Origin of the sequence: Dubosiella muris (assembly GCF_004793885.1) — a bacterium.
In the GTDB taxonomy this organism is placed as follows: Bacteria; Bacillota_I; Bacilli_A; order Erysipelotrichales; family Erysipelotrichaceae; genus Dubosiella; species Dubosiella muris.
The window spans coordinates 67,891-83,934 of the sequence record NZ_SRYG01000002.1; the positions used below are offsets into that span (position 1 = coordinate 67,891).

The 16,044-nt window shown below is 50.2% G+C and carries 12 protein-coding genes; 1 reads left to right on the forward strand and 11 read right to left on the reverse strand.

From position 1 onward, the window contains the following. Positions 1-135: 135 nt before the first annotated feature. The 11 genes from E5336_RS01240 to E5336_RS01290 all read right to left on the reverse strand — a co-directional run bounded on the left by E5336_RS01240 (position 136) and on the right by E5336_RS01290 (position 13,641). Positions 136-1,086, reverse strand: a complete 951-nt coding sequence (locus E5336_RS01240; RefSeq protein ID WP_135979278.1) for an NlpC/P60 family protein — start codon at positions 1,084-1,086, stop codon at positions 136-138. Between the two features lie 192 nt (positions 1,087-1,278). Next, the gene (locus tag E5336_RS01245) at positions 1,279-2,589 is read right to left on the reverse strand and encodes an alpha-amylase family glycosyl hydrolase (RefSeq protein ID WP_135979279.1); all 1,311 of its coding nucleotides are present in this window, start codon (positions 2,587-2,589) and stop codon (positions 1,279-1,281) included. Positions 2,590-2,605: 16 nt separating this feature from the next. After that, positions 2,606-3,031, reverse strand: a complete 426-nt coding sequence (locus E5336_RS01250; protein ID WP_135979280.1) for a hypothetical protein — start codon at positions 3,029-3,031, stop codon at positions 2,606-2,608. A 31-nt stretch (positions 3,032-3,062) separates the two neighbouring features. Next, positions 3,063-3,608, reverse strand: coding sequence for a sortase (locus tag E5336_RS01255; RefSeq protein ID WP_135979281.1), 546 nt, complete (start codon positions 3,606-3,608; stop codon positions 3,063-3,065). Further along, positions 3,598-4,131, reverse strand: coding sequence for a hypothetical protein (locus E5336_RS01260; RefSeq protein ID WP_277820725.1), 534 nt, complete (start codon positions 4,129-4,131; stop codon positions 3,598-3,600). Before E5336_RS01260 ends, E5336_RS01255 begins: the two co-directional genes overlap by 11 nt. Further along, positions 4,131-4,970, reverse strand: coding sequence for a class C sortase (locus E5336_RS01265; protein WP_135979283.1), 840 nt, complete (start codon positions 4,968-4,970; stop codon positions 4,131-4,133). Before E5336_RS01265 ends, E5336_RS01260 begins: the two co-directional genes overlap by 1 nt. Beyond that, on the reverse strand, positions 4,930-6,582 hold the full coding sequence (locus tag E5336_RS01270) for an isopeptide-forming domain-containing fimbrial protein (RefSeq protein WP_135979284.1): 1,653 nt from the start codon (positions 6,580-6,582) through the stop codon (positions 4,930-4,932). The genes E5336_RS01265 and E5336_RS01270 overlap by 41 nt, the downstream gene beginning before the upstream one ends. A 9-nt stretch (positions 6,583-6,591) precedes the next feature. Further along, entirely contained in the window at positions 6,592-10,533 is a 3,942-nt protein-coding gene (locus tag E5336_RS01275) for an isopeptide-forming domain-containing fimbrial protein (RefSeq protein ID WP_277820726.1), read from the reverse strand. Positions 10,534-11,391: 858 nt separating this feature from the next. After that, the gene (gene ybaK / locus E5336_RS01280; protein ID WP_135979286.1) at positions 11,392-11,874 is read right to left on the reverse strand and encodes a Cys-tRNA(Pro) deacylase; all 483 of its coding nucleotides are present in this window, start codon (positions 11,872-11,874) and stop codon (positions 11,392-11,394) included. Beyond that, positions 11,871-12,452, reverse strand: a complete 582-nt coding sequence (locus E5336_RS01285) for an ANTAR domain-containing response regulator (protein WP_135979287.1) — start codon at positions 12,450-12,452, stop codon at positions 11,871-11,873. The genes ybaK and E5336_RS01285 overlap by 4 nt, the downstream gene beginning before the upstream one ends. Before the next feature lie 7 nt (positions 12,453-12,459). Beyond that, positions 12,460-13,641: a glutamine synthetase family protein gene (locus tag E5336_RS01290; protein WP_135979288.1), complete on the reverse strand. Its 1,182-nt coding sequence runs from the start codon at positions 13,639-13,641 to the stop codon at positions 12,460-12,462. Between the two features lie 264 nt (positions 13,642-13,905). Between E5336_RS01290 and E5336_RS01295 the strand changes: the two genes are divergently transcribed. Beyond that, positions 13,906-15,999, forward strand: a complete 2,094-nt coding sequence (locus E5336_RS01295) for a glutamine synthetase III family protein (protein ID WP_135979289.1) — start codon at positions 13,906-13,908, stop codon at positions 15,997-15,999. Positions 16,000-16,044 lie beyond the last annotated feature (45 nt).

Below are 16,044 nucleotides of genomic sequence, written 5' to 3' on the forward strand. Positions count from 1 at the left end.
CGAATTATTGTAAGTCATCCTATTTTATCACATAAATTCACATTGTTCAATCACGCAGGCATATTCCTTGTGTCAAGCAAATGACTGTGTGATAATATATCTTTTTTTCATAAAAAAACCTGGAATTTCCAGGTTTTAGTGCGCCACGTGGACGTAGCCGATGAGCGGCTTGTCGCATTCGACGGATGTGACAACGGTTTGATTGCCCAGCCATCCGCCATGGACGGCTTGGCCATCGCCAATGTAAAGGGCGACGTGGCCGCTGTAAATGATGATATCGCCCGGAACCGGGTTGTTGGTGTAGCTGCCAAGCTGGGCGTATTCTTCCGGCCAGCCGTGGAAGTCGATGCCAACGGCTTTGAGCGCGTTGGTGACAAGCATCGTGCAGTCCTTGTAGCGTCCCACTTGCGAAAGCGCCGCCTGGGCGATGCGGTCGTAGAAATCGTCTTTTTCCACGACGACTTTCATCGCGCTTTTGGTTACGTTTCCGCTGGCGTCCTTGGCTTCGATGTTGACAGTGTATTCGCCGGGTTTGGCGTAGTCGATGGACTCATCGACTGTCAATTCCACCTGGCCGCTGTTGTCGCTGGCTTCGATGTGCTCGTTCAAATCGAGCGTTTGGTTTTCAGTCGTTTTCACGACTTCGGGAACGCGGATCGTTGGCGCCTGCCCGTCGCGGACGTCGATCACGGCGTTTTTTACCGAGACGATTTCCTTTTCGGAAGAGAGGGTGTTGGTTGGCTTGTTTTCGCCCACCTTGGCGGTGCGGCTTTTCATCGCCATTTTCACGATTTGATACCCTTCCTTATCCAGGTCGATGCCCTGGATGTCGATGATGGCGTCATCCAGCAAATAGCACAATCCGTTTTCCGTTTCTTTCAACGTGTATTGTTTTAGGTTTTTATGAAAGGCTTCTTCGACGATCGACGTCAGGGACGTCTCGTCTTTGTAGGCTGCTTCGTAGTATGCCATGGGGGAATGCGGCATTGAATTGTTTACGTTTTGGTCCGCGGCAAAAACCGGGGCGAACGCGTTGAATCCAAGAGCGATCCCAGCCGCAAAGCCGAATATTTTCGTTTGTTTCATCGTTCGTTTCCTCCTGTTTTCCAGTCTGATTTCGGACTGTTTGTTTCACAAGTCCCGACTTTACACGAGGAAACCGAACTTTTCAAACACATTCGTTGATTTTCCACGAATTTTATGCATTTATCTATACTTAGACGAAAATATTTGCACAAAACAAAAAAGAGAGCGAAATTTGCTCTCGAAAATCACAAATCACGATTTTTTAGTCAAGATCATGGCACCTTTGGCTGGAATTTGGACGCACCAGTCCACAAAAACCGGCTGCGAATCCGCAAGCCAGTCGACGCATTCCGCCTGAAAATCCACACCGAGGTCAACTGGCGAGTCATCAAGATTGATGGCGGTCCAAACCGTTTCGCCATCCAGCTCCCGGGCGTACACGCAAGCGGTGTTCGTCAACGCAACCTGGCGGTACGACCCTTCGTACAACGGGCGCAAGGCGTGGTGGATGTCGATCAGCGTATGGATCCAGTCCGTGAGCTCGTTCCATTCCAGCGCCTCGACGGCCGGGCGCAGGGCGGTGTCGTTCCAGTTTTTCTTTCCTTCCATTCCCCACTCGCTGCCGTAATACAAGCACGGAATGCCCGGCATCGTCATGAGCATGGCGTAGATGAGGGGCAAGTCGGCTTTGACGTTCAAAATGGAGGCGATGCGTTCCACGTCGTGGTTGTCGACAAAGTTGAACAAGTGCTTGCCTCGGTAAAGGCACCATTGCTCGTTGCCGAACTGCCGGTTAAACGAATACAGGATTTCAAAAAAATTGCGGGTGTTGAAGCTGGAATACAACCCTTTGTAGCACTCGTAGTTCGTGCAGGAGTCGAGCATTTGCTCGTTGACCCACTGGTTGTAGTCGCCGTGCAGCGTTTCGCCCATTAAAAAGAAATCGGGACGAATCGACTTGGTAAACGTATGGAGGGCGCGTAAAAAATCAGGGGCCAGACAATATGCGACGTCGAGCCGCAAGCCGTCAATGTCGAATGTGTCGATCCAGTCTTGGACGATGGAGCATAGATAGTCGACGACGGCTGGATTGTTCAAGTTGAGTTTGACAAGATTGGCGTTGCCTTCCCAGTTTTGATACGACAAGCCGTCGTCGTACTCGTTGTTTCCGTTCAAGTCGATGTCGAACCAGGAAAGATACGGGGAGTTTTCGCGGTTTTGGAGCACGTCGGCAAACGGGGCGAACGCGCGCCCGACATGGTTGAACACGCCATCCAAAATGACGCGGATATCGTTGTCGTGGCAGGCGCGCACGAACGCGCGCAAATCGTCGTTGTCGCCCAGACGGACGTCGACTTGCGTGTAGTCGGTCGTGTCGTAGCCGTGGGAGATGGACTCGAAGACCGGATTGAGCAAAACGCAGTCGATGCCTAGTTTTTTCAGACCGGGGATCCACGAGGTCAGTCTTGTTAGCCGATGCGTCTTTTTATGATCGTTTTCAAAGGGAGCCCCACACGCTCCCAGGGGGTAAATTTGATAAAACACGCTGGATTCATACCACATAGTTTTTTCCTCTTTTCTACGCCGCGTCGATGCGGTTTTTGATGTAGTCGTACATTTGGGTCGTGATTTCGGGTGTTGGCTCGTTGAACAAAATCGTACCGCTGTCCGCGGTCACGATCGCGATGTAGTCTTTGTGCGTCAAATACAAATACGCGCTGCATCGGCCGATCGTTTGAAAATCGGCGTTTCCATTGTAGTAGTGTTCAAACTCCACGCCTTCCTGGATCCCTTTTCGTTTCAGGTCGTAGTTTCTCAGCAGCTCGATCGAGCGGATTTGATCGTACGGCACTTGCTTGTAGATGAGGCCGTTAAACTCGATAAACCGGTCGGTGCAGGCGATTTCGGCCGGACCGGTCGCGGGCGCTTCGAGCGCCACCCCGATCATGACCATAAGAAAAGAGAACAGGAAAGCATAAACCATCATCCAACTGTACTTGTTCATGTTCCTATTCTCTCATATTTATGACTGTCAGTCATCTATTTTCATCCACGTTTTCCTCGCACAGCGCCGCCCTCACCGCGACGCGGCGGACGCCGAAAGGCGTGCACGTAAACAAAGTGAGGGCGTAGTCGGATTCGACCATGCGTTTCACTTCGGTTGGCTCGAGCACTTCCACTTTCTCGATTTGATAGCGGTACGACGCACTTGAGGTGCGGATCGTGATTTCATCGCCAAATCCTAACTGGCCGATGCGGCCGAAATGGCTGTCGGCGTTGTGGGCGCAGACGACAAGATGCTCCCCGTCGTTGGCGTACAGGCACGGGTACTGGTCCATCGCCTCTTGCGAGTAGGTGGACAGCACCGGAAGCTCCAGCTCGAGGGCCGGAATGAGCAGGTCGCCGAAAAAACGCTCGTCGGCCGGATTTTTTTCGGATGGCGTACGCAAAGCGGAGAGCTGCTGTCTGGCCAGCGCCGCCTTGGTCATGTTGTCGTTCCACTCGAACAGCCAGACGGCCAGCGCGGCCAAAATAAACAGGCAGCCCAGGCGCGTCAAATGCCGGGCGGTTTTATTTTTCATACGGTTCTCTCAACAGCCGGCCGCCAAGCAAACATGTAATGCCCAACATGGCGAAAACATAGATCAGCCATCGGGGCTGGGCGGTGTATGGCAGCGTGGCGTCGTGGCGGCTGGATCGTGGAAAATCGGGATTCGACACGACGGGCGCGGTTTTGGGCGTTTCCTCGACTTGCATGCCATCGGCTTGCAAATGGACGAGGTGCGGCTTGAACGGCTGCCGGTTGGGGGCGTGGCGCGTTTGCCGCAGCAAATACAGACCGGGTTCAAGCTGTTCAAAACGGATCGTGTTCGACGTAATGGCGGCGGTTTGGGGTTCGACGCCTTGGTCAAGCAGCGCGGCGACGAGTTCGTCGACTTCCAGATTTTGAAGCTCGACAGGGACCGCGTACAGAGCGACTTCACTTTCGCGATCTTCCAAATGGAGCACGATGCTTCCGTCGCTGGCGGCGCACACCGGTTGAAACCATGCTGTCATCCCAAGGGCGCATACAAGGCCCAAAAGCACGCTCCATAGCTTTTTCATCATTTTTCCTTTCTTCTCGAAACGAGTTGCGCGATGAGCGCGACCAGCATGCCAAGGCACAAAAAGATTCTTGGCCACGGAATGGCGTAAGGTTCGGGCTTGTCGTCCAGCGGAATCCGGTGTCCGCGCACGAGCAGGCGGTGCGTGTTCACCTCGAAGGGCGTACACGTCACCAGCGTGCAAAGATCGGCGTCCGGGTCGATTTCGACATAGGTCTCGTCGCCTGGCAGGACGGTTTTGATTTGATCGACTTCGTACAAAAGCCGCTGGTCGATCGTTTCAATTTGAAACCGGTCCCCTTTTTTCACCCGGTCCAGATGCGTGAACAGCTGGGCGGAAGGCAATCCGCGATGGCCGGAAAGAACGGCGTGCGTCCCCTTGCCGCCGACAGGCAGCGAGGAGCCGGGCATGTGTCCGATGGCCACGGCCAGCACGCCTTCGTCGGTCCCGTGGTAAATCGGGTACGTGATACCTAGAGTTGGAATCGACACCGATCCCATGACGCCGGTTTTTCCCGGATCCAGCAAGTCAAGATACGTCGCCCATTCCGATTCTGAAAAATTCCAGCGATCTTCCCGGGTCAAAAGCGTCTTGTTGTAGGAACGAGCCTGCGCGACCATTTCCTTCTTGAACGGCTCGTCCAGATCTTCCACCATTTGCGCGTATTCGGTCAGCATATGCGTCTGATGGATCGAGTTCCACCAGTCGGCCGCGGTCGGATAGGCAATCAAGCCAATGCCAACGAGCAGCATCCAGACGCTGAGCCGGTCAAGCCAATCGGGCTTTCGTTTCGTCTTTTTAGTCTTGTTCGTGACGGCGCCGTGCCATTCGAATGCCAAGGCCGCCTAGCGCCAAAAGACCGCCGACACCGTAAATCAGAGTTTGTCCAAACGCACCGGTCGAAGGCATTGTGAAGCCTTTGCCGTTTTCCACGACAACGCTCATCGTTCCAGATTGATCAATGCTTGTTTTCTTAACACCGTTCGCATCATTCGAATTTGTGTTAAAATCAACCGGTGAAGTAGCCTCACCAAAATCATAAACTCGTGATTTATTCGCAATAACCTCTACCGATTGCAATCCTTCCATGATATTATAACCAACGGGGGCTTTGATTTCCTTTAGGTAGTATGTTCCCGCATCCAATCCTTGGATTTCAAATCCTCCATTTTCTCCTGATATCAGCTTCGAAGCTGATTTTTCATCCTTTGTCCAACCCGTAAATTTATGAGATGTAGCATCCATCATCGCGTAAGAAGGGTTCTTTTGATCCGTATTCAATAAATAGAATTCCGCTCCTTTCAATGGCGTCTTTTTATCACTCGCATCTTTTTTTGTTCCAGACAATTTGTACGTCAGTACCAGAACCTTATCTTCCGGCGTTACAGCGTAGTCTGAATCCGTATACGGATGGTTGGTATACGCAAGATAGACTTTGTTCGTGTTTGGTGTATCGTTTCCATTTGCAATTCCAACAAGAGCGTTTGAATTGAGTTGGGCTGTGTAAGTTACTATTACCTCTTCACCACCATGATCTTTTAAGTTTGAAATTTTTACATGCAGTGAACAACCGTCTTTTGTTTCTTTTTGACCGTTAACAATGGTATAGTCTGTCCCTTTCGTTAATTTATCACCATCCAATAAAACCTCAATACTATCCTCGTTCAGATTCAACCCTTTACTTAGCGTATCGTGAAATTCATAGGTGTATTCATCATAATGCGTAGTCTCTGGAACTGTTGAAGTGATTTGGAACGGAACATCGTCTCCAATAGAATAATCCGCCACATCCTGATAATTTAGTGCACCATTTTCCCCATTGTTTTCTCCAACTTGTTTCTTAACAGTTGGCGTCTCAGCTTTTCTTTCAATCTTCATATCGCTTGTCAATTGTAGCAATGATTCATTCCACGTGAAATCCGGATTCGTCGTATTTTTTGTTACATCTTTGATCAAATAATACCCGGGAACCAGAGATACAGAGGTTCCTGCAATACTTGTGCTTGTTTCACTCAAATGTTTTGAAATCAGAAGAGCGATTTCTCCGGCACGTCTTTCTTTTTCCGTTTCATCACTACCTTGAGATACATACGTTTCAATCGCTTGCGCCACTTCTTTTGGTGTGGGATCTGTTGTGGTTGTTGAAATGATGCTTTTTGACCTCAAAGAGCTAATCAAATTATCTCGATCAACTCCATCGCCCCATTTCACATTGGATAATACTCCATTTGAAACATCACCCTTAAAGATTTGATAGGCGGCAAATGTGTGACCCTTTAAACTCTCAGGGATTGTCAGGTTCACTGTTGATTTGGTACCTGTTTCCGAAATGTCCGTTGACGTAGTGTCCCCAGTTTCCGTTGCTTTTATCGGAACGGCAACTGTCATTCCCCAAAGCAAGCACACGAGGGCAAGTGCTCCCTTCATCCGATTTTTAAAACTTTTTTTCATGTTCTCTTGTTACCTTTCTTTCGATTTTCGTCGATTCCATATCCGCACACAGATCAGACTTGCGATCATTACACCTCCTACATATGCACTGATCTGATTTTTATTCGCGCCGGTTTCCGGAAAAACAAATCCCCCGTTTTCCTTCCGCCGGTTCGTGACGACAATTTCAACCCCCGTTTCAGTCGTCAATTTTTCATACGTGGCATCGAAACCAGCCATTGGCTGTTCCTGCACGTCGTATGTATAGTAAACTTTTTTTCCGTTGATATTTTCTTCGGTTATCAAGTCAGGGATTGTCGTTTTATAGTCGTTTTGGTTGTTGAGCGGGATAGATTCAATAACTGTTCCATTCAACTCTGGTTCGATGAGTGTTACTTTTGGAAATCGTAAGCCCCAATTCTCCGCTGTTAAAATCAAGTTATTTTCCTGAAGCGGAATCCGGTAAGTAAAACGAGTATAGGTCTGCCAGGTTTCCTCTCCCGGAATCCCGGAAATAGATTCAACAGGTGAGTATCCGTTCCAATTTTGGTCATGGATAATCCCATCCCCAGAGCTAACATTTAGTAATTCAAATGTGATTTCAAGAACCGAACCTTTTTTAACTGGCACATTCGTCTGTTCCAGTAAAACAGTTCCACTCGATTTAATATTCAAACTATATTGAAACGAATCATCCGGCGGCTCGTCGTGAGTGTACCGAATCAAGTCCACCTCCGCCTCCCGGGTAGGACCGCTCAATTCCACACCTTGCGCGTCCAGCCATTTCTTGCGTACCGTCAATGAGGTCGTGTTCGCTTTGTTCGTGATATACAAGTTGGACTGGTTCATGTAGGTGTGAGTGTTGGGATCGGTTTCAAATCCATCGGGCATGAACGTTGTGCTTGACGTGTCCGTACCGACGATATAAAAGTAAAATGGTGTTTCGTCCAGCAAATAGCCGGATGGCGCTTCGATTTCCTTTAAGTAGTACGCGGTGTTGAAAGCCAAATCATTGAATTGTATGGTTCCGTTCGCGTTGCTGACTTGCGCCGACTTGTTGTCTTCTTTTACATAGTCATTTTTTTCCTTGTCATAGCGGTACAAATCAAACTTAGCGCCTGGCAGAAAAACGTTGATATCTTGTTCATCCACTTTTCGCAACGTCACATAACGAGTGCCCGCGTTCGCGCTGGATGTGATTGTCTTGGCGGCCACCGACGTGCTTGATTCGGCATACGACTTGTCGTTTACCGTCAATTCAATCGAATTGCCAATGCTTTGTTCTAGCGTCTTTCGTCCCCAAACCTGATAGCAATACGTCAGTTCAAGCGATTTGCCATCCGGCACATCCAAATCCAAATCAATTTGCTGCATGTCCGGATTCCACTGTTCGGGACCGATTTTATAGCGAAGATGCCAGTCTTTACGGTCAATCTCCTTTTTCTCTCCGTCGCCTGCCACTTCATACAACACGGTTTTCTCCGGCATAAAGTATACCCGATACGAATCGTAATCGCCTTTGTAGTGGTATTTAAGCCGGTCGTGCAAATGAATCAAGCCATCCTCGCCTCCAAATGTTTTTCCATCCGGATTGATCACGACGGTATACGACAATACACCCGTCGAAGAATCGTAGTTTCCTGTTTTTTTCAAGGCGTTTTCAAACAAGTTTTTCGTAATGGTCTGCGTTTGCTCGTCCGTATCGACGACGGTTCCCTCTTCTAAAACCTGGCATTCGTTTTTAAAGAGGCCCGTGGCGTTTTTAGGATGGTCTGGATCCACATTCCACGAAAAATCATCCTTGATGGAAAAGGCAAGCGTCAGCTCCAATGTCTTTCCACGCCATTTCACGATGAATTGTTCATCGAGCGCAAGCGACAACGTGTTCTCTTGAAGCGTGAAATTAGCATCAACTTCTTTCCCGTCACAACGGACTTTTCCCTCTTCGAACCGCAATCCTTGGGGAATGCTGTCCTGCACAGTCAGTGGTTTCGTTTGATTCTCTTCGATGTATTGGGCGATTTTCCAAATTACCTGTCCGTTTTCAAGTTCTTCGAACCGATGCGCCGTTTCCTTTCCGGACGCTTTCGGATCCGTTTTCTCGATTCGATTTCGAACGGTAGACTCCCAAATCGTTTGCGTCTGCTCGACTTTTTTCAATAGATCTTCCTCTTGAATGATTTCCGCCTGGTTTTTGACATGGATCCGCCGAATTTTTGGATCAGTCGTCTCGTCGTTGCGCCAAGTCAGGTTTTGTTCCACCAGCTTTGCCTCGACGACAAACGTGATTGTCTTGCCCTGATTGGCTTGAACAAACGCCTCATCCAATGTCCACGTCACCGTATTTCCCTGCACCTCCGGTTTCAATTCCTTGTCTTTGACAAAAGCGTTGGAATACGTCACTTCATTAGGAAGCGTGTCGACAAGCGTCAGCGCCTTCGTTTGGTGTTCCGGAATGTTTACAACGACTTCCCATCGCAAAATATCGTCTTTCAGCTCTTTTCGACTATGATAGGTCCAGCTACTGCCAGGCGAAAGCGGATCGTTTTTTCTTAAAATCGGTTTTACCGTCAACTCGCCCGAAGCGTTCGCCTCTTTTCCACGGTCTTTCAAAACGCCGTTGTTGTAGAGGTTCCCCTCTTCTATTTCTACTGTCGAGAAATACGTAAATTTAATCGTTGTTCCTTGCGGAAGCGAAGTTTTTCCGGTTATTTGAAACGTTTTCGCTTCGCTTTCCCATTCTTCTTTCACCCAGGAAAAGTCGATGGTATCGGATGTGAATCCATTTTCGTTCTCTACTTGATTGTTGGTCACGCCAAACGCGTTCGCAATCGCCTCCATCAGCGCTTTTTTCTGCTCTGCCGAGTACGAGGACGTTCCATCGCCCGAAAGCCGGTCGGTATACGTCCATCCCGGTGAAAGAGAGGAATAGTCGAGGTTTAAGCGCACCATCCATTCGGCTTCGTACAAATTCGGTCCAATCGGTTTCAGCGCGACGCCTTCTTTTTGAATCGGCTGAGCGTCTTCGCTGTCCGGCACATACACGCCGGTTTCCTGTTCGATTTTTTCTTCTTCGTTTTCCAGAACCACCTTGTTCAACGTCTGACTCGTGCCAAGAAGCACGTCGGCCGGCGTCGTGTAGGTAATCGTATACGTTGTGGTATCTGTACTTGAAAACGTGTAAGGAAGCGAAATTTTATCATTTCCGTCGACGGATGGCTTGATCGACACTTCCTTGACCGGAATCTGATTCCATTCGTCCTGAAGGGTCCAGCCGTTTAAATCCTCGTTCGCCTCGTTCAGCGTCACCGTCCATAAAATCGTTTTTTTATCCGCTTGCAAAACGCCAGTTTTTTCCAGCATCTTGCTCGTAAATGTCAAATCCGGCCCCCAGCTGCCTGTTTTGTTCGCGTCTGTGGTTTGCGCTTCCACATAGTTTTTGATCGTGTTCGTTTCGTTTTTCAGCGAATCCGCCTCCATCTCGTAGGTGATCGTGTACGACTCGTTCGCCAATAAAGGCGGCAGTGTCAGCTGAAACGATTGGTCCTGAAAGGAAGGCTCCACCGGCGAAACGGATGTTCCATCGCTTTTTTTCACAACGAGCGAGTTTTCCTTATACGTCGCGCTTCCGCTTTTCAACACATCCGTCACGACAACGTCTTCCGTTGTGTCCCCTGTTGCCGTTACCGTGATGGTGTAGCTCATCGTTCTGCCTTCTTTTTTCTCTCCGGTTTTTTGGACTTGAAGGCTTCCTTTTTCCGGCTCGGGATCAAGAGCTGGTCCGGTCAAAGTAAATTGATTGGAATTGTTGAATCGAATCACGGTTTCTGTTGAATTGTCAAGAACGATCTCCTTTCCTTTGATGTCAAATTGCAGATCGCCATAAACCTTTCCATCGACGTTTTCAGAAACGAGTTTTTCATAAAATTGCAGGACAACCTGCCCTGACGTGTCGATAGAATACGTGCCCACTGCCGTGCCTCCATTTTGGATGGTGCCAGAAACCGGACTTGAAAAAGTCAGTTGCGAAGGAAGCTGATACGAGCAGGATGGACTCTCCGCAGTTAGCGTCCCTTGCGGAAGCTCATATTTGATGGTAAGTTGATAAGTGTCATTCGGTTTGATCTCGATTGGTTTCGCCGAATCAATCGACTGAAATTCCGAATTCCACTCCGGGCGCACTTTCCAGGAAACAGAAAGAATCGTATTTTCAAAAGAATAAGAGGAGGACGGTGGCTCCTCGGCCCGCACAGGAAACGATGTTCCCTGGATCCACAACAAGAGCGCAAGAATCCAGGCAAACCAAATACGAATCCGATTTGCCACATGTACATGAGATTTCTGATTCATAAAAATTCCTTTCGTAAAAAAAACTCGGAAAGACAGTGTCGTTCCGAGGGTGATGCTTATTCAACTGAAGTGAGGGGTAAAGCAAAAATCCACATCGAACGACTTCTCCGTTGCGCGTTTCGATTTTGGAACCCCAAAAAGCGAAACTGCCGAACCGGTGTTTCGCTTCTTTCGTTTGATTGCCTTCCTTCCAATTCCCTTTCAAACCTTCTGCCAAAACACACGATACACGGATCGAGTTCTTTGTTCATCCTCATTGTAGACGCTTTCAAAAAAACTTCCACCCCTAATACATCATTATGTTATAACTATTGCCAACTTTTCCACTTTTGATACCGATTATACCAAATCAGCCGAAAAAACAAACCTGTTAGGTTTATTTGACAACAATAAAAAAAGAAAAACTGCGGGTGGAATTATAATATATTTCCGTCCCACAGTAGAAAATAAATCGTGGTATCGCGATTTTTCTATTATTTTTTAACTCCGGATCAAATCGTGAAATGCAATGTCGAGCACTTTTTCCAAATCGTTCGCGTTCGCCTCGATTTGCAGCCCGATTTTCCCGCCCGAAAAAAAGATCGTATCGTACAAAACGGCCTCTTCCTGGGCGAAGGTCTTCAACTCTTTTTTCATGCCCAGCGGCGAACAGCCGCCCCGAATATAGCCTGTCGTCTTTGTCAAGTCTTTCAACGGAAGCATCTCGACGTGTTTGACGCCGGCTGCTTTCGCGCACTTTTTCAAATCCAGCTCCTTGTCGACAGGAATCATAAACACGAAATACTCCTTCGTGTTGGCTTGCGTCACAAGCGTTTTAAACACCCGCTCGACAGGCTCGCCGATTTTCTCGGCCACCGCCACCCCGTCAACCGGATCATTCTTTTTATGCTCGTACGCGTGCTCTATGTATTCGATCCCGTTTTTTTCCAGGATCCGCATCGCGTTGGTCTTTTCGCGCTTCAAGCCTCACCACTCCTTTTCATATCCATGCGCGCCAGCAGCTGGTCGGCGATTTGCGCCCGCGTCGCCCCCGTGTCCATCGCGCTTTTTTCAATGTACCGGTGCGCTTTCGCCTCGCTCCACTGGAACGTGTGCATCAACTCCATTTTGCAGCGGTCGATCGTCTTGATCTCCACCAGCTTCTTTTGGGCGCGCGCCACCTTTTGCTCCAGACGAGCCGTCTGGTCCATGAACCGCTCCAGCATCGCAAGCACTTGCGCGACCACCATCTTGGAAACCGGCGTCGACAGCACAAACACTTTCGCCTCCCGCATCTGGTACGCCACTTGATCATACGCCTGCGGCTTGACGAACAAGAGGACGTACGTGTCGTAAACCACCGCGATTTCATGGGCTTGCTTGGGCTGCGCCAGCTTGGGCGCCAGCACGAGGTCAAAGCGCTCCCGGCTCAGCCGGTGCTTGGCTTCCACCGCGTTTTCGGCAAACACGCACGCCCCATACAACGAAGCCGGAAACAACTCCTTGTAAAGCGCGCCGCTTTTCTTTTCCGCGATGACGAGAACCTTTTTCCGCTCCTTCATACCATCCTCACCGGTATAAGGCGATCAGTCGTTCCGGAAGCCACTGGCGCAGCCACTCGTCCTGTACCGTTCGATTATAAGCTTCCTCTTTCGTGGACGGAAGCCGTTTGATCGTCGTCAAGTCGCAAACGATATCCAAAGGCTTTTCCAGCGGAATCTCGTTTTCGATTCCATCCAGCCCCGCCCGGATCAGCAAGCTGAAGCACAAGTACGGATCGCACAACGGATCCGGCGAGCGCAGCTCGAAAATATGGTCGTTTTTCGGATCGACGTGAATGAGCTCATGCGCATGCGCCACCGACCAGGCGATTTGATCCGGCGCGTTTTGTTTTCCCAGCCGCGCGTACGACGCCTCAACCGGGTTCAAAAACAACGTCAACGCGTCGATATGCGCCAAAATCCCCGCCAGAAAGTGTTCGATCTGATGTCGCGGCATCGTTTTCGCGAATTTCATCTTAATATGCATCCCGTTGCCCGGCTTGTCCTCCAGCGGCTTTGGCGAAAACTCCGCATGCAAGCCGTTTGCGTCCGCCACCGTCCGCACGACCCATTTGAACATCGACGCCTCGTCAGCCGCCTTCAACGGCGTCGAAGAGTGAAAGTCGATCTCGTTTTGGCCCGGCCCCGCCTGGTGATAGGAGGAACGGGGCTGCAATCCCATCGTCGCCAGCGTCATGCAAATTTCGCGCCGCACGTTTTCGCCCTTGTCCTCCGGCGCGACATCCATGTATCCCGCGTAATCCAACGGCCGCCACGTGTTGTTGCCCACCTCGTCCTGCAAAAACAAGTAAAATTCAAATTGCGTCGAAATATTGAACAACACATCCATCCCGGCTGCCGCCCGCAACGCGTCCTTGAGCATTTTCCGGCAGTCGAGCGCGTACGGCTCGCCATGGGCGTCGTACAAATTGCCCACCATGCACACCACGCTGCCATCAATCGAGCGCCACGGCAAAATCGTCAACGTCGAAATATCGGGTTTGACATAAAGCGTCGCGTCTTTCAACGAAGACAAGCCAAAAATCGCGTTCGCGTCGATCGCGATGCCATGCTTCAGCGCCTTGGGCAAAAGATCCGGCAAAATCGAAATATTCTTTTGAATGCCAAACACGTCAAAAAACGCCAGCCGGATAAACCGGACATCCTCCTCTTCAATAAAATGCAGTAATTCTTCTATTGTTGTCATCATAATCTCCAATCCTCTTCATTATAAAGAGCTATGTAAAAAATGAAAACAAAAAAATTCATTTCATCGGTTTCCAAAGTGTTTGATTCGTCTTTGAAAGCTTTTATCTATTTTCTGAAACAAATGAAATAATTTTCAGAAAATGGTTGACATCTTTCGGTGAACCGCTATAATAAGGGCATGTCAACGGCAAAGGCGTCGTAAAGCATTCCCAATGGGATGACTCTACCCGCTTTTGCCGTTTTTTTATCAAGAAGGAGAATCAATATGGATAAGGTCACAGAAATGTACGGCACCAACGTATTTAACGAACAAACGATGCGCCAGCGGCTCCCGAAAGAAACGTTCAAGGAACTGGAAAAAACCATTCAGGACGGCAAACCGCTCAACATCAAAATCGCCAACGCCGTCGCCCACGCGATGAAAGTTTGGGCGATTGAAAAAGGCGCCACCCACTTTACGCACTGGTTCCAGCCAATGACCGGCGTCACCGCCGAAAAACACGACAGCTTCATCAATCCCCAGGACGATGGAACGGTCATCATGGAATTTTCCGGCAAAGAACTCATCAAAGGCGAACCCGACGCGTCCAGCTTTCCAAACGGCGGCCTTCGCGCCACGTTTGAAGCCCGCGGCTACACGGCGTGGGATCCGACAAGCTACGCGTTCATCAAAAACGGCGTCCTGTGCATTCCGACCGCCTTTTGTTCCTATACCGGATTCGCGCTCGACAAAAAAACGCCGCTGCTTCGCTCGATGGAGGCCATCAGCAGGCAGGCGCTGCGCGTGCTCAAGCTTTTCGGCAACGAGGACGTCCGCTCCGTCAAAACGACGCTCGGTCCCGAGCAGGAATACTTCCTCGTCGACAAGCAATACTTTGAGCAACGCAAAGACTTGATTTACACCGGCCGCACCTTGTTTGGCGCCCCGGCCCCGAAAAACCAGGAAATGGAAGACCACTATTTCGGCACCATTAAGTCCCGCGTCCAAAAATTCATGAACGAGCTCAACGAGGAGTTGTGGAAGCTTGGCATTAGCGCCAAAACGGAACACAACGAAGTCGCCCCGGCCCAGCACGAGCTCGCCCCGGTCTTCTCGACGACGAACATCGCGGTCGACCACAACCAGCTCACGATGGAAATCATCCAGCGCGTCGCCAAAAAGCACGACCTCGTCGCCCTGCTGCATGAAAAACCGTTCGACGGCATCAACGGATCGGGCAAGCACAACAACTGGTCGATTTCCACCGACACCGGCGTCAATTTGCTCGAACCCGGCGACACGCCGTATGAAAACGCCCAGTTCCTCTTGTTTTTGACGGCCATCATCAAAGCCGTCGACGAGCACCAGGATTTGCTGCGCCTCGCCGTGGCGACCGCCGGCAACGACCATCGCCTGGGCGCCAACGAAGCGCCTCCGGCCATTATCTCGATCTTTTTAGGCGACGAGCTGACCGCCGTGCTCGAATCCATTGAAAACGACACGACGTACGATGGCGTCGGCAAGGAACTTATGAAAATCGGCGCCGACGTGCTGCCAAAATTCACAAAGGACACGACCGACCGCAACCGGACTTCGCCGTTCGCCTTCACCGGCAACAAATTCGAGTTCCGCATGCCGGGCAGCGCCCTCTCCGTCGCCCAGCCAAACATCATGCTCAACACCGTCATCGCGGACGTGTTGTGCGACTTTGCCAACGAGCTGGAAAACGCCGACGATTTCGAAAGCGCGCTCCACGCGCTCATCCAGCGCACGCTCAAGCAGCACAAGCGCATCGTCTTCAACGGCAACGGCTATGACGACGCGTGGGTCGAGGAAGCCAAGCGACGCGGCCTGCTCAATTTAAAAACGACTGTCGACGCCCTGCCGTACAGCATCCTGCCGGAAAACATCGCCCTGTTCGAGCGCCAAGGCGTCCTCAGGCGCGACGAAATCGTTTCCCGCTACGAAATCATGATGGAAGAGTACACCAAAGTGCTCAACATCGAGGCGCTGACGATGATCGACATGGCCAAAAAACAAATTTTGCCTTCCATCGTCCGATTCGAAAAAGAGCTGGCCGACACGATCGTATTGAAACGAGCCGTGCTGGAAACCTTGCCATCCAGCTACGAAACGGGCACGCTTGAAGCTATCTCGACCGCGATGGAGCAAGCGTTCGCGGCACTCAAAGCACTGGAAGTCAAAGTCGCCGAGCTGCACCAAATCGACGATTTCGAACTGGCCGCCGCGTTTGTACGCGATGTCATCATTCCCGCCATGGACAGCTTGCGGGCGCCATGCGACCAGCTTGAAATGCTGACCGACACCGAACTCTGGCCGTTCCCGACGTACGGAAAACTGTTGTTCGGCATCATCTAAAAACAAAATGCAAGTCAACCACCGACAGGAAACTGTCGGTGTACT

What these genes read in the sequence shown, in the direction of transcription:
- E5336_RS01240 (WP_135979278.1), bottom strand. Translation starts at nt 1,086, where the DNA reads ATGAAACAAACGAAAATATTCGGCTTTGCGGCTGGGATCGCTCTTGGA.
- E5336_RS01245 (WP_135979279.1), bottom strand. Translation starts at nt 2,589, where the DNA reads ATGTGGTATGAATCCAGCGTGTTTTATCAAATTTACCCCCTGGGAGCG.
- E5336_RS01250 (WP_135979280.1), bottom strand. Translation starts at nt 3,031, where the DNA reads ATGAACAAGTACAGTTGGATGATGGTTTATGCTTTCCTGTTCTCTTTT.
- E5336_RS01255 (WP_135979281.1), bottom strand. Translation starts at nt 3,608, where the DNA reads ATGAAAAATAAAACCGCCCGGCATTTGACGCGCCTGGGCTGCCTGTTT.
- E5336_RS01260 (WP_277820725.1), bottom strand. Translation starts at nt 4,131, where the DNA reads ATGAAAAAGCTATGGAGCGTGCTTTTGGGCCTTGTATGCGCCCTTGGG.
- E5336_RS01270 (WP_135979284.1), bottom strand. Translation starts at nt 6,582, where the DNA reads ATGAAAAAAAGTTTTAAAAATCGGATGAAGGGAGCACTTGCCCTCGTG.
- E5336_RS01285 (WP_135979287.1), bottom strand. Translation starts at nt 12,452, where the DNA reads ATGAAGGAGCGGAAAAAGGTTCTCGTCATCGCGGAAAAGAAAAGCGGC.
- E5336_RS01290 (WP_135979288.1), bottom strand. Translation starts at nt 13,641, where the DNA reads ATGATGACAACAATAGAAGAATTACTGCATTTTATTGAAGAGGAGGAT.
- E5336_RS01295 (WP_135979289.1), top strand. Translation starts at nt 13,906, where the DNA reads ATGGATAAGGTCACAGAAATGTACGGCACCAACGTATTTAACGAACAA.